At 53.2% G+C, this 13,423-nt stretch carries 11 protein-coding genes, 1 tRNA gene, 1 rRNA gene and 1 other annotated feature; of the genes, 8 read left to right on the forward strand and 5 right to left on the reverse strand.

Going from position 1 to position 13,423, the window contains the following annotated elements:
- Positions 1-55 precede the first annotated feature (55 nt).
- Positions 56-430 (reverse strand): DUF2799 domain-containing protein, encoded by a 375-nt coding sequence (locus C3F35_RS17455; protein ID WP_032613248.1) that lies wholly within the window; start codon positions 428-430, stop codon positions 56-58.
- 214 nt (positions 431-644) lie between these two features.
- On the opposite strand from C3F35_RS17455, the gene aroF reads away from it, so the two are divergent.
- Genes aroF through C3F35_RS17470 form a run of 3 tightly spaced genes read left to right on the forward strand, consistent with a single transcriptional unit; the run spans position 645 to position 3,780 of the window.
- On the forward strand, positions 645-1,715 hold the full coding sequence (aroF, locus tag C3F35_RS17460; protein WP_032613246.1) for a 3-deoxy-7-phosphoheptulonate synthase AroF: 1,071 nt from the start codon (positions 645-647) through the stop codon (positions 1,713-1,715).
- Positions 1,716-1,725: 10 nt separating this feature from the next.
- A complete protein-coding gene (tyrA, locus tag C3F35_RS17465) occupies positions 1,726-2,847 on the forward strand; it encodes a bifunctional chorismate mutase/prephenate dehydrogenase (RefSeq protein ID WP_103792473.1) in 1,122 nt (373 codons plus the stop codon).
- A gap of 60 nt (positions 2,848-2,907) precedes the next feature.
- Positions 2,908-3,780 (forward strand): SMP-30/gluconolactonase/LRE family protein, encoded by an 873-nt coding sequence (locus C3F35_RS17470; RefSeq protein ID WP_032613242.1) that lies wholly within the window; start codon positions 2,908-2,910, stop codon positions 3,778-3,780.
- Here C3F35_RS17470 and pheA read toward each other — a convergent pair.
- The 4 genes from pheA to bamD all read right to left on the reverse strand — a co-directional run bounded on the left by pheA (position 3,777) and on the right by bamD (position 6,554).
- On the reverse strand, positions 3,777-4,937 hold the full coding sequence (pheA, locus tag C3F35_RS17475) for a bifunctional chorismate mutase/prephenate dehydratase (protein WP_032613240.1): 1,161 nt from the start codon (positions 4,935-4,937) through the stop codon (positions 3,777-3,779). The two genes, C3F35_RS17470 and pheA, sit on opposite strands and share 4 nt — an antisense overlap.
- 30 nt (positions 4,938-4,967) lie before the next feature.
- Positions 4,968-5,093: a sequence feature (Phe leader region), on the reverse strand.
- The gene (locus C3F35_RS26865; RefSeq protein ID WP_193767862.1) at positions 5,045-5,092 is read right to left on the reverse strand and encodes a hypothetical protein; all 48 of its coding nucleotides are present in this window, start codon (positions 5,090-5,092) and stop codon (positions 5,045-5,047) included. (Overlaps the previous feature by 48 nt.)
- Before the next feature lie 110 nt (positions 5,094-5,203).
- Positions 5,204-5,545, reverse strand: coding sequence for a ribosome-associated translation inhibitor RaiA (raiA, locus tag C3F35_RS17480; RefSeq protein WP_032613238.1), 342 nt, complete (start codon positions 5,543-5,545; stop codon positions 5,204-5,206).
- A gap of 271 nt (positions 5,546-5,816) precedes the next feature.
- Entirely contained in the window at positions 5,817-6,554 is a 738-nt protein-coding gene (gene bamD / locus C3F35_RS17485; protein WP_032613235.1) for an outer membrane protein assembly factor BamD, read from the reverse strand.
- A gap of 130 nt (positions 6,555-6,684) precedes the next feature.
- Between bamD and rluD the strand changes: the two genes are divergently transcribed.
- The 5 genes from rluD (at position 6,685) to C3F35_RS17515 (ending at position 13,230) form a co-directional block, all read left to right on the forward strand.
- Positions 6,685-7,665, forward strand: a complete 981-nt coding sequence (rluD, locus tag C3F35_RS17495) for a 23S rRNA pseudouridine(1911/1915/1917) synthase RluD (protein WP_059307378.1) — start codon at positions 6,685-6,687, stop codon at positions 7,663-7,665.
- On the forward strand, positions 7,662-8,393 hold the full coding sequence (gene yfiH / locus C3F35_RS17500; RefSeq protein WP_103792472.1) for a purine nucleoside phosphorylase YfiH: 732 nt from the start codon (positions 7,662-7,664) through the stop codon (positions 8,391-8,393). The genes rluD and yfiH overlap by 4 nt, the downstream gene beginning before the upstream one ends.
- Before the next feature lie 129 nt (positions 8,394-8,522).
- Positions 8,523-11,096: an ATP-dependent chaperone ClpB gene (gene clpB, locus C3F35_RS17505; protein WP_103792471.1), complete on the forward strand. Its 2,574-nt coding sequence runs from the start codon at positions 8,523-8,525 to the stop codon at positions 11,094-11,096.
- Positions 11,097-11,528: 432 nt separating this feature from the next.
- Positions 11,529-13,068, forward strand: a 16S ribosomal RNA gene (locus tag C3F35_RS17510).
- An 87-nt stretch (positions 13,069-13,155) separates the two neighbouring features.
- Positions 13,156-13,230, forward strand: a tRNA-Glu gene (locus C3F35_RS17515).
- Positions 13,231-13,423: the final 193 nt, after the last annotated feature.

Genomic DNA, 13,423 nt, shown 5'->3' on the forward strand with positions numbered 1-13,423 from the left:
GTAGTGGCTTAAGGACAATCTTACTTACTTAATTAACGGGTTGGCGTTGTTAAAATTAATTTAAACGGCTGGCTTTCGTTCCTTCATCCATTCCCTGTTTCCAGGCAGTTCGCAGGGCAGTGGCGTTTTCGGCAGTGTCACAGCTGGCGGGGAATATTCGACCAGCTAATCCCCAGGCGTATACAAAGTTTTCCTGACATATTTTCTCTTGCCCGTCTTTATATCCGCTGAGATAAGCCCGGCGATCCACTTTGGGATCGTTAAAATTAGCAGCAAGGGATTCATTGGATTTTACCGCCACGCCATTCATGGCGTCTTCTTTACCGGCACTCTGCCAGTCGGTTCCCGTCCAGTGTGGTTGATGGGTGTAAGGATCGATCTGGCAGGCAGTTAAAAACAGGCACAGCGTCGAGGTAATAATCAGGCGCATAAGACATTCTCCCTTTTCCATTGAGCATAGCCTGGCATGGTCAACGCACACTGTAATTTTTACGTTACACGTTAATCGAATGTTTTTTGCTTTAAAGTGGGTGTTGTAAAGTATTATTTACGTATTTTGGATTGAAATCTTTACTTGGTGTGGTATCGTTGGGCTTCCTCATCGAGGAAACGACTATCGCAAACGAGCTTCCAGGATCGCAATCATGCAAAAAGACGCGCTGAATAACGTACATATTAGTGATGAACATGTTCTGATCACCCCGGATCAACTGAAAGCGGAATTCCCGCTGAGCGTTGAGCAAGAGGCGCAAATTGCGCACTCCCGCCAGACCATCTCTGACATTATTGCCGGCCGCGATCCGCGTCTGCTGGTCGTCTGTGGTCCGTGCTCCATTCATGATCCAGAAACTGCCATCGAATATGCGCACCGCTTTAAAGCCCTGGCCGAGGAGGTCAGCGATAGCCTCTACCTGGTCATGCGCGTCTATTTTGAAAAACCTCGTACCACCGTCGGCTGGAAAGGGTTGATTAACGATCCGCACATGGATGGCTCGTTTGATGTGGAAGCAGGCCTGAAGATTGCGCGTAATCTTCTGGTGGAACTGGTTAGCATGGGGCTACCGCTGGCAACAGAGGCGCTGGATCCGAACAGCCCGCAATACCTGGGCGATCTGTTCAGCTGGTCAGCGATTGGCGCCCGTACTACCGAGTCGCAGACGCACCGTGAGATGGCATCGGGCCTCTCCATGCCGGTCGGCTTCAAAAACGGCACCGACGGTAGCCTGGCAACCGCTATCAACGCCATGCGTGCCGCCGCTATGCCGCACCGTTTTGTCGGTATCAACCAGGCCGGCCAGGTCTGTCTGCTGCAGACCCAGGGCAACCCGGATGGCCATGTCATCCTGCGCGGCGGCAAAGCGCCGAACTACAGCCCGGCAGATGTGGCCCAGTGTGAAAAAGAGATGGAACAGGCAGGACTGCGCCCGGCGCTGATGGTAGATTGCAGTCATGGTAATTCCAATAAAGATTACCGTCGTCAGCCTGCGGTGGCGGAATCCGTCGTCGCGCAGATTAAAGATGGCAACCGTTCGATTATTGGTCTGATGATTGAAAGCAATATCCATGAAGGCAATCAGTCATCTGAACAGCCGCGCAGCGCCATGAAACACGGGGTTTCCGTGACCGATGCCTGCATTAGCTGGGAAACCACCGACGCGTTGCTGCGTGAGATCCACAAAGATTTGAACGGCCAGCTGGCGACGCGTCTGGCTTAAGAGGTTTGTTATGGTTGCTGAATTGACCGCCTTGCGCGATCAAATTGACGAGGTGGATAAGGCGCTGCTGGATCTGCTGGCGCGCCGGATGTCGCTGGTCGCTGAAGTTGGCGAAGTGAAAAGTAAATACGGTTTACCGATTTACGTGCCGGAGCGCGAAGCCTCCATGCTGGCATCCCGGCGAAAAGAGGCCGAGGCGCTGGGCGTTTCGCCAGATCTGATTGAAGATGTGCTGCGCCGCGTGATGCGGGAATCTTACTCCAGCGAAAACGACAAGGGATTTAAAACCCTCTGTCCGACGCTGCGTCCGGTAGTGATTGTCGGTGGCGGTGGGCAGATGGGGCGTCTGTTTGAGAAGATGCTCACGCTCTCGGGCTATCAGGTGCGCATTCTCGAAAAAGAGGACTGGGCGCAGGCGCAGACGATGGTGGCCGATGCGGGCATGGTCATTGTCAGCGTACCGATTCATGTCACTGAAGAGATTATTGCTAAATTGCCACCGCTGCCGGAAGACTGCATTCTTGTCGATCTGGCTTCGGTAAAAAATGGCCCGCTGCAGGCAATGCTGGCCGCGCATAACGGCCCGGTGCTGGGCCTGCACCCGATGTTCGGCCCGGACAGCGGCAGCCTGGCAAAGCAGGTCGTCGTCTACTGCGATGGCCGTCAGCCAGAGGCCTACCAGTGGTTCCTGGAGCAGATTCAGGTGTGGGGCGCGCGGTTGCACCGGATCAGCGCCGTCGAACATGATCAGAACATGGCCTTTATCCAGGCGCTGCGCCACTTCGCAACCTTCGCGTATGGTCTGCATCTGGCGGAAGAGAATGTCCAGCTTGAGCAGTTGCTGTCGCTGTCGTCACCTATCTATCGCCTGGAACTGGCAATGGTTGGCCGACTGTTTGCCCAGGATCCGCAACTGTATGCCGATATCATTATGTCTTCAGGCAACAATCTGGCGCTGATCAAGCGTTACTACCAGCGTTTTGGTGAGGCGATCACCCTGCTGGAGCACGGCGATAAGCAGGCGTTTATCGACAGCTTCCGTAAAGTTGAACACTGGTTTGGCGATTATGCCCAGCGCTTCCAGAGCGAAAGTCGCATTCTGCTGCGGCAGGCGAATGACAGTCGCCAGTAATCTGATGATGTATATACTGAAAGCCAGCACTGCTGGCTTTTTTCATTTTGGGGATTTGTCATGGCTGAACCACGCGTTCTGTTTGAATACACGGGGCACTTACCGGAGTGTCCGACCTGGAGCGAAGCGGAAAGCGCCCTCTACTGGGCCGATATTCTGGAAGGCGAGATCCACCGCTATCACCTTCCCACTGGTGAACATACGGTTTTATCCTTCCATGAAGAGGTGGGCTGTTTCGCGCTGCGCGAGGGGGGAGGCTTTATTGTCGCCATGCGCACGGGCATCTGGCTGGCGGATAAACACGGCCTGTTGCAACGTAAGGTTTGTGATAATCCGTCAAACCCGCAGCTGGCGCGTTTTAATGACGGGGGAACCGATCATTTCGGCCGCTTCTATGCTGGCACCTTCTGGGCGCCGGGCGACTACAACGGCGCTCTGTTAATGCGGATCGATAACGACCTGACGCCGGAGGTTATCCAGTGTGATATCCACGGTCATAATGGTCTGGCATTCAGCGACGACAAACGCTGGATGTACACTTCCGACACCCCTAACGCGGTGATCTATCGCACGCCGCTGGACGAGCAGGGTGAGCCGGGGAAACGGGAGGTCTTTCGTCGGTTCAAGCCGGGAGAGGGGATCCCGGACGGTGCGGCAGTGGATGCAGAGGGGTGTTACTGGAGCGCACTGTTTGACGGCTGGCGGATCGCCCGCTTTTCACCGCAGGGTGAACAGCTGGAGGAATATCGCTTGCCGGTGCGCTGCCCAACGATGGTTTGTTTCGGGGGCGATGATATGAAGACGCTGTTTATCACCACCACCCGTGAGAATATGGAGCCAGAGGAAGTGGCGGCATATCCGCTTTCCGGGGCCATTTTCACCCTGCCCGTCAGCGTGGCAGGCGTGAAAAAAGGCCCGTTTATTGCGCGTTAAACCGGATCTACCGGGACCACGTTTTCGCTCGGATAGCAGCCCAGCACTTTCATCGAGCGGGTGATCTCACCCAGTTCACGCAGGGCTTTCTGCAGGGATGCAGACTCCAGGTTGGCCTGAATATCGAGATAGAACATCTCTTCCCATGGATTGCCATGAATCGGACGCGATTCCAGTTTGGTCATAATAAGATTGTGATTGCGCAGGACCAGCAGGGCTTCTACCAGCGCACCCGCCTGCTGTCCGGTCGCCATCAGCAGGGTGGTTTTGGCCGGGACCTGATCGGAGACGTTGATCGCCTTACGTGCCAGCACGATGAAACGGGTGATGTTTTGCGTCTGGTTCGCCAGGTTACGCTCCAGCACCTGTAATCCATACAGCGCGCCACCCGCTTCGCTGCCAAGGGCAGCCACGGTTGGGGAATTGGCCTGAGCGACCTTTTCCATTGCTGCTGAGGTGCTTTCGGTATACTCAATTTTCCAGCCTGGATACCGGTTCAGGAACTGGCTGCACTGCTGGAAAGGTTGCGGATGGCTATAGACGGTCTCGATTTTGTCGAGGTCTGTGGTGCCGGACACCAGTACGCAGTGGTCAATAGGGATCGTCATCTCGCCAACCAGCGACAGGGTGGTGTGCTGGAGCAAATCGTAAACGTCATTGATCGCGCCAGAGCTGGTGTTCTCGATCGGCACAACAGCGTAATCCGCTTGTCCGGTCTCCACCTGATTAAAGATATCCGCGAATTTCGCGCAGCCGCTTTCAATAAACTCTTCGAAATGACGGGCCGCATATTGACGCGCGGCAAGGTGGGAATAGGAACCTTTCGGCCCCAGGAAGGCAATACGCGCCGAATGTGGATTGGTTTTGTTCAGATGCTGTTGCAGCAATGCCTGCTGAGTGAGGACGGAATCTTCAATAATCAGCTGGAACAGGCGGGTGATGTAGTGCGCGTCGAGGTGGTGGGTTTTGCCGAGAGCGATCAGGCGTTCCAGCAGGTCGCGCTCCCTGTCGATGTCGCGTACCGGACGATGCGAGGCCAGCTTTGCTTTTCCTACCTCCACGGCCAGCGCGCGGCGTTCGGCCAGCAGCGACAGCAATTTCTCATCCAGAGCGCTGATCTTGTCGCGCAAATCCAGTAACGGGTTTTCCGGTGTCATAGCGTTGCCTTAATTATATTATCGTTATCAATAAAAAAGGCCTCCCGGGGTGGGAGGCCTTGTTGTTCGTCTTCGCATTCTTTATCACACGACGAAACGCCTCCCAATCAGGGGAAGGTAAAAAAGAATGCGAAGAAAAACGGTTTTACAGTCATGGATGATTCCTTCAGGAGACAGACTTAAAGTACCTGTACTGTTTTCACCCTGTCAATAAAAAACAAAAAACGCGCCCGAAGGCGCGTTGGCGATAGACTCAATGTAAAGGATTATTCATCTTCAACTTCTTCTGCGAAGCTGGCGTCTTTCACCGATGTTGTGGCGCGACGGGCTTCACCTTTGTGTTGCACTTTATTGAGCTGCCGTTCCAGCTTGTTAATCAAATCGTTGATGGCGGTGTACATATCCTCATGTTTCGCGCTGGCGACCAGATGGCCGTTTGGAGTATTGATAGTTGCGTCAGCGATGAAACCTTGTGGCTCCTTAGAGAGAATGATATGTGGGTTAATCAAGTGTGTTTGCCATTTATCCAGTTTGGCGAGACGGTCTGCGACGTGCTGGCGGATAGCCGGAGTAATTTCCATTTGTTTACTGGTAATGTTCATTGTCATAAATTTTACCTCTTGTCTTTCCCGTCTTGGTGATTCCAGCATACCGTTCTTAATGTCAATTTGTGTGATCCAAATCACATTTTAATGTCACTTTTTGTCAATGGATTCTTTTTGTGAGGCAGGACAGGAAGAAGCAACTTTTACCTTGTCGTTATAAGAAATTACGGCCATAGTTGATAGGATTGATGCGAGCTAAACCGGTTCAGCATAGTCCGAAAATGGATAAAAAAACGGCAGCCCTTAGGCTGCCGTTTTGCATCTTAACGAAGAATCAGGTGTTGCTGCTGTTAGCGGCGATGATCTTCGCGACTTTATCAGCCTGAGATGTCATCTGCAGCTCGCGGTAGGCATTTTCCATCAGCTTCAGACCATCGCGTGTTGCCTGAGTATCCGGGTAATCACGCAGCATACCTTCAACACGGTTCACAACGGCAACGTATGCGCCACGGCGGGTATAGTATTCCGCAACCGAGTATTCGTATTTCGCCAGACGATCTTTCAGGAACACCAGACGTTTGCTGGCATCCGTTACGTACTGGCTGTTCGGATAGCCACGTACCAGTTTAGAGAAGTCATTGAACGCATCGCGGGCGTGCTGAGGGTCACGGTCTGAACGGTCAACACCGAAGAAGCCTTGCAGCGCGCTGTCATCCAGCGCCATGTTGGTCAGGCCGCGCATATACATGACGTAATCGATATTAGGATGGGTCGGATTCAGACGCATGAAGCGATCTATCGTCGCCTGGGCCAGTGGCAGATCGGCATTTTTATAGTAGGCGTAGATCAAATCCAACTGTACCTGCTGGGAATACGGGCCAAATGGATAACGATTATCCAGCGCTTCCAGTTGCGTTATCGCCTGTTTCCAGTTACCGTCCTGCAGCTTTTGCTGAGCAGTCGCATAGATTTCATTCGGCGGATTGTCAGGGACCTGTTCATTCGAACCGGAGCAGCCGACCAAAGCCAGGCTCAACGTGGCCGCTGCCACCAGATATTTCATGCGCGTCATGACGTTTTGACTTTCCTCAAATGTTTGTCCGGGAGAATCTCTTTCCTGCTCCCGATTAAGACCAGCTACAATAGCACACTATATTAAACGGCAAAGCCGTAAAACCCAACGTTAAACGAAGAAGCAGTCTATGGCACAACGAGTAGAACTCACCGCAACAGTCTCCGAAAAACAACTCGGACAACGCTTAGATCAGGCTTTGGCCGAAATGTTCCCTGATTATTCGCGTTCACGTATAAAAGAATGGATCCTTGACCAGCGCGTGCTGGTAAACGGCAAGATCTGGGACAAGCCAAAAGAGAAAGTGTTGGGTGGGGAAGTGGTCGCCATCAATGCTGACATCGAAGAAGAAGTTCGTTTCGAGCCTCAGGATCTCCCACTGAATATCGTCTACGAAGATGACGATATTTTAGTGATCAACAAGCCACGTGATTTTGTTGTACACCCTGGCGCAGGCAACCCTGACGGCACAGTGCTGAATGCGCTGCTGCACTACTATCCGCCCATCGCTGATGTACCGCGTGCGGGTATCGTACACCGTCTGGATAAAGACACCACCGGCCTGATGGTCGTTGCGAAGACCATTCCGGCGCAAACGCGTCTGGTAGAGTCGTTGCAGCTGCGTGAAATCACCCGTGAATACGAAGCGGTTGCGATTGGGCATATGACTTCCGGCGGCACGGTTGAGCAGCCTATCAGTCGCCACCCAACCAAGCGTACCCATATGTCCGTTCATCCGATGGGTAAACCGGCGGTTACGCACTATCGCATCATGGAACATTTCCGCATCCATACGCGTCTGCGTCTGCGTCTGGAAACCGGCCGTACTCACCAGATCCGTGTGCACATGTCGCATATTACCCATCCGCTGGTGGGCGATCAGTTGTACGGTGGCCGTCCGCGTCCGCCGAAAGGTGCTTCCGAAGAGTTTATCGCGATGCTGCGTAAATTCGATCGCCAGGCTCTGCATGCAACCATGCTGCGTCTCTATCATCCAATCACCGGGATCGAGATGGAGTGGCATGCGCCAATCCCACAGGATATGGTGGATCTGATCGACGCTATGCGCGCTGATTTCGAAGAACATAAGGACGCCGTGGACTGGTTATGACCAAACTGATTGTCCCGCAGTGGCCGGCGCCAGCAGGCGTGGCGGCCTGCAGTTCCACCCGCATCGGGGGTGTCAGTGAGGGTGCCTGGGAGTCATTAAACCTGGGCGCGCACTGTGGCGACGATCTCAACCATGTGGAAGAGAATCGTCAGCGCATGTTTGCTGCGGGTCAGTTGCCGTCGAAACCGGTCTGGCTTGAGCAGGTTCATGGTACGGCTGTTCTCAGGCTTACCGGGGAACCCTATGCCTCGAAACGCGCCGACGCCTCTTACAGTAATACGCCGGGCTCGGTATGTGCCGTTATGACAGCCGACTGCCTGCCCGTACTTTTCTGCAACCGCGCAGGCACCGAAGTGGCTGCAGCCCATGCTGGCTGGCGCGGGTTGTGTGCTGGCGTGCTGGAGGAAACGGTTGCCTGCTTTGCTGACAGCGCGGATAACATTCTTGCCTGGCTCGGCCCGGCGATTGGCCCGCAGGCTTTTGAAGTAGGTTCCGACGTTCGTGAAGCCTTTATGGCCCACCATCCGCAGGCAGAGAGTGCTTTTCGCCCGGTGGGGGAGAAGTACATGGCAGATATTTATCAGCTTGCCCGTCAACGCCTGACCCATCTCGGCATCAGCCAGATCTATGGCGGCGATCGCTGCACTTTCACCGAAAAGGGTGATTTCTTTTCCTATCGCCGCGACAAGACGACCGGGCGTATGGCAAGTTTCATTTGGCTGATATAACCTATAGAATCAAGACGATCCGGTACGCGCCGTTTTCTTTTCGCATAATTCAGGTCATTCACCTTGAATAATTGAGGGATGACCTCATTTAATCTCCAGTAGCAATTTTGACCTGTTATGGGAGGAGTTATGCGTCTGGATCGTCTTACTAATAAATTCCAGCTTGCTCTCGCTGATGCCCAGTCACTCGCACTGGGGCACGACAACCAATTTATCGAACCTCTTCATCTCATGAGCGCCTTACTGAATCAGGAAGGGGGATCGGTACGTCCTTTACTTACGTCTGCCGGCATTAATGCGGGCCAGTTACGCACAGCCATCGATCAGGCATTGAGCCGTCTACCTCAGGTAGAAGGTACGGGCGGTGATGTCCAACCGTCTCAGGATCTGGTTCGCGTACTGAATCTTTGCGACAAACTGGCGCAGAAACGCGGCGACAATTTTATTTCGTCAGAGCTGTTTGTTCTGGCGGCGCTTGAATCACGTGGCACATTGACCGACCTGCTGAAAACGGCCGGTGCAACTACGGCTAATGTGACGCAGGCGATTGCACAGATGCGCGGAGGTGAGAACGTGAACGATCAGGGTGCCGAAGACCAGCGTCAGGCATTGAAGAAATATACGGTCGACCTGACCGAGCGTGCTGAGCAGGGCAAGCTTGATCCGGTCATTGGCCGTGACGAAGAGATTCGCCGTACCATTCAGGTACTGCAGCGCCGGACCAAAAATAACCCGGTCCTGATCGGTGAGCCGGGTGTCGGTAAAACCGCCATTGTCGAAGGATTAGCGCAGCGTATCGTTAATGGTGAAGTCCCGGAGGGCTTGAAAGGCCGTCGCGTACTCGCGCTGGATATGGGGGCGCTGGTGGCGGGTGCAAAATATCGGGGTGAATTCGAAGAGCGGTTAAAAGGCGTACTTAACGATCTGGCCAAACAGGAAAGTAACGTCATCCTGTTTATTGATGAACTGCACACCATGGTCGGTGCCGGTAAAGCCGACGGTGCCATGGATGCCGGGAACATGCTGAAACCGGCGCTGGCACGCGGTGAGCTGCACTGCGTTGGGGCTACCACGCTGGATGAGTATCGTCAGTACATTGAGAAAGATGCTGCGCTGGAGCGTCGCTTCCAGAAAGTCTTTGTGGCTGAACCGACAGTGGAAGATACCATCGCCATTCTGCGTGGTTTGAAAGAGCGGTATGAGCTGCACCACCACGTGCAGATCACCGACCCGGCTATCGTGGCGGCAGCAACGTTGTCACATCGTTATATTGCCGACCGGCAGTTACCGGACAAAGCGATTGACCTTATCGATGAGGCCGCTTCCAGTATTCGCATGCAGATTGACTCAAAACCGGAAGAGCTGGACAGACTCGATCGGCGCATTATCCAGCTCAAGCTTGAGCAGCAAGCGCTGAAGAAAGAGTCGGATGAAGCGAGTAAAAAGCGTCTGGATATGCTTAATGAAGAGCTGGAGGATAAAGAGCGCCAATATTCCGGCTTAGAAGAGGAGTGGAAAGCGGAAAAAGCCTCCCTTTCCGGCACTCAGACGATCAAAGCCGAACTGGAGCAGGCGAAGATAGCGATCGAGCAGGCACGTCGCGTGGGCGATCTGGCGCAGATGTCTGAGCTGCAGTACGGCAAAATTCCTGAGCTGGAAAAACAGCTGGCAGCCGCAACGCAACTGGAAGGTAAAACCATGCGTCTGTTACGTAATAAAGTGACGGAAACAGAAATTGCCGATGTGCTGGCGCGCTGGACCGGTATCCCGGTTGCCAGAATGATGGAGAGCGAACGCGACAAGTTATTGCGAATGGAAGAAGACCTCCATCATCGCGTTATCGGCCAGGATGAAGCGGTAGAAGCGGTATCGAATGCCATCCGCCGTAGCCGTGCAGGTTTGTCCGATCCCAACCGCCCGATTGGTTCCTTCCTGTTCCTCGGCCCGACCGGGGTAGGTAAGACGGAACTGTGTAAAGCGCTGGCGAACTTTATGTTCGATAGCGATGATGCGATGGTGCGTATCGACATGTCCGAGTTTATGGAGAAACATTCTGTGTCGCGCCTCGTGGGGGCACCTCCAGGATATGTCGGTTATGAAGAGGGCGGATATCTGACAGAAGCGGTTCGCCGTCGTCCGTATTCCGTCATCCTGCTGGATGAAGTGGAGAAGGCGCACCCGGATGTGTTCAATATTCTGTTGCAGGTATTGGATGATGGTCGCCTGACGGACGGGCAGGGGAGAACGGTCGATTTCCGTAATACGGTTGTCATTATGACCTCGAACCTCGGTTCCGATCTGATTCAGGAACGTTTCGGCGAACTCGATTACGGCCATATGAAGGATCTGGTGATGGGCGTGGTTAGCCACAGCTTCCGTCCTGAGTTTATCAACCGTATCGATGAAGTCGTGGTCTTCCATCCTCTGGGTGAAAAACATATTGCGTCGATTGCCCGTATTCAGCTGCAGCGGCTGTATAAGCGTCTTGAAGAGCGTGGCTATGAAATGCATATTACGGATGACGCACTGCAACTGCTGAGTGCAAATGGTTACGATCCGGTGTACGGGGCGCGTCCTTTAAAACGTGCCATTCAGCAACAGATAGAAAACCCGCTGGCTCAGCAAATCCTTTCCGGGAAGCTGCTTCCAGGCAAACCGATACAGCTGGTGAAGAAAGAAGACCAGATTGTGGCAGTGCAGTAAGTCACAAAAAAGCAAAAACGAGCCTCCAGAGGCTCGTTTTTGTTTAAAAACCAGGCAAGAATAGAGGCCTGAATGCGTGATTGCCTGGAAATTGAGCGGTCAGCAAATAATTCTCACTTTATGCTTGCCAGCCCAAAAGAACTGCCTATAATGCGCCTCCACTGACACGGAACAACGGCAAACAAGCCGCCGGGTCAGCAGAGAAAAGCGTGAAATAATCGCTTGACTCTGAAAGAGGAAAGCGTAATATACGCCACCTCGCAACGGTGAGCGAAAGCCGCGTTGCACTGCTCTTTAACAATTTATCAGACAATCTGTGTGGGCACTCAAAGTGACATGGATTCTTAATGTCGAAAGACAATAAATGAATACCAAGTCTCTGAGTGAACATGCGTAATTCATTACGAAGTTTAATTCACGAGCATCAAACTTAAATTGAAGAGTTTGATCATGGCTCAGATTGAACGCTGGCGGCAGGCCTAACACATGCAAGTCGAACGGTAGCACAGAGAGCTTGCTCTCGGGTGACGAGTGGCGGACGGGTGAGTAATGTCTGGGAAACTGCCTGATGGAGGGGGATAACTACTGGAAACGGTAGCTAATACCGCATAACGTCGCAAGACCAAAGAGGGGGACCTTCGGGCCTCTTGCCATCAGATGTGCCCAGATGGGATTAGCTAGTAGGTGGGGTAATGGCTCACCTAGGCGACGATCCCTAGCTGGTATGAGAGGATGACCAGCCACACTGGAACTGAGACACGGTCCAGACTCCTACGGGAGGCAGCAGTGGGGAATATTGCACAATGGGCGCAAGCCTGATGCAGCCATGCCGCGTGTATGAAGAAGGCCTTCGGGTTGTAAAGTACTTTCAGCGGGGAGGAAGGTGTTGTGGTTAATAACCGCAGCAATTGACGTTACCCGCAGAAGAAGCACCGGCTAACTCCGTGCCAGCAGCCGCGGTAATACGGAGGGTGCAAGCGTTAATCGGAATTACTGGGCGTAAAGCGCACGCAGGCGGTCTGTCAAGTCGGATGTGAAATCCCCGGGCTCAACCTGGGAACTGCATTCGAAACTGGCAGGCTAGAGTCTTGTAGAGGGGGGTAGAATTCCAGGTGTAGCGGTGAAATGCGTAGAGATCTGGAGGAATACCGGTGGCGAAGGCGGCCCCCTGGACAAAGACTGACGCTCAGGTGCGAAAGCGTGGGGAGCAAACAGGATTAGATACCCTGGTAGTCCACGCCGTAAACGATGTCGACTTGGAGGTTGTTCCCTTGAGGAGTGGCTTCCGGAGCTAACGCGTTAAGTCGACCGCCTGGGGAGTACGGCCGCAAGGTTAAAACTCAAATGAATTGACGGGGGCCCGCACAAGCGGTGGAGCATGTGGTTTAATTCGATGCAACGCGAAGAACCTTACCTACTCTTGACATCCAGAGAACTTAGCAGAGATGCTTTGGTGCCTTCGGGAACTCTGAGACAGGTGCTGCATGGCTGTCGTCAGCTCGTGTTGTGAAATGTTGGGTTAAGTCCCGCAACGAGCGCAACCCTTATCCTTTGTTGCCAGCGGCTAGGCCGGGAACTCAAAGGAGACTGCCAGTGATAAACTGGAGGAAGGTGGGGATGACGTCAAGTCATCATGGCCCTTACGAGTAGGGCTACACACGTGCTACAATGGCGCATACAAAGAGAAGCGACCTCGCGAGAGCAAGCGGACCTCATAAAGTGCGTCGTAGTCCGGATTGGAGTCTGCAACTCGACTCCATGAAGTCGGAATCGCTAGTAATCGTAGATCAGAATGCTACGGTGAATACGTTCCCGGGCCTTGTACACACCGCCCGTCACACCATGGGAGTGGGTTGCAAAAGAAGTAGGTAGCTTAACCTTCGGGAGGGCGCTTACCACTTTGTGATTCATGACTGGGGTGAAGTCGTAACAAGGTAACCGTAGGGGAACCTGCGGTTGGATCACCTCCTTACCTTAAAGAACCTGCCTTTGTAGTGTCCACACAGATTGTCTGATGAAAAGTAACGAGCAAGACGGCTGCGAAGTCGTGACACATCGTGTCCCCTTCGTCTAGCGGTTAGGACTCCGCCCTTTCACGGCGGCAACAGGGGTTCGAATCCCCTAGGGGACGCCACTTGCTGGGTGTGAGTGAAAGGCACAACCAATCAGTATCTCAAAGCTGATTAACTATGAAAATAGTGAGTCATGTTTGAGATATTTGCTCTTTAAAAATCTGGATCAAGCTGAAAATTGAAACGACGCACTGTGTCTGTTATCCGTAATAAGAGCAGATGAAGGTGTGGTCGGGTCTCAGATTTCGCAATCAG

The organism is Leclercia sp. LSNIH3 (genome assembly GCF_002935105.1).
In the GTDB taxonomy this organism is placed as follows: domain Bacteria; phylum Pseudomonadota; class Gammaproteobacteria; order Enterobacterales; family Enterobacteriaceae; genus Enterobacter; species Enterobacter adecarboxylatus.

Coding starts and splice junctions, on each gene's coding strand:
- C3F35_RS17455 (WP_032613248.1), bottom strand. CDS start 430: ATGCGCCTGATTATTACCTCGACGCTGTGCCTGTTTTTAACTGCCTGC.
- aroF (WP_032613246.1), top strand. CDS start 645: ATGCAAAAAGACGCGCTGAATAACGTACATATTAGTGATGAACATGTT.
- tyrA (WP_103792473.1), top strand. CDS start 1,726: ATGGTTGCTGAATTGACCGCCTTGCGCGATCAAATTGACGAGGTGGAT.
- C3F35_RS17470 (WP_032613242.1), top strand. CDS start 2,908: ATGGCTGAACCACGCGTTCTGTTTGAATACACGGGGCACTTACCGGAG.
- pheA (WP_032613240.1), bottom strand. CDS start 4,937: ATGACACCGGAAAACCCGTTACTGGATTTGCGCGACAAGATCAGCGCT.
- raiA (WP_032613238.1), bottom strand. CDS start 5,545: ATGACAATGAACATTACCAGTAAACAAATGGAAATTACTCCGGCTATC.
- bamD (WP_032613235.1), bottom strand. CDS start 6,554: ATGACGCGCATGAAATATCTGGTGGCAGCGGCCACGTTGAGCCTGGCT.
- rluD (WP_059307378.1), top strand. CDS start 6,685: ATGGCACAACGAGTAGAACTCACCGCAACAGTCTCCGAAAAACAACTC.
- yfiH (WP_103792472.1), top strand. CDS start 7,662: ATGACCAAACTGATTGTCCCGCAGTGGCCGGCGCCAGCAGGCGTGGCG.
- clpB (WP_103792471.1), top strand. CDS start 8,523: ATGCGTCTGGATCGTCTTACTAATAAATTCCAGCTTGCTCTCGCTGAT.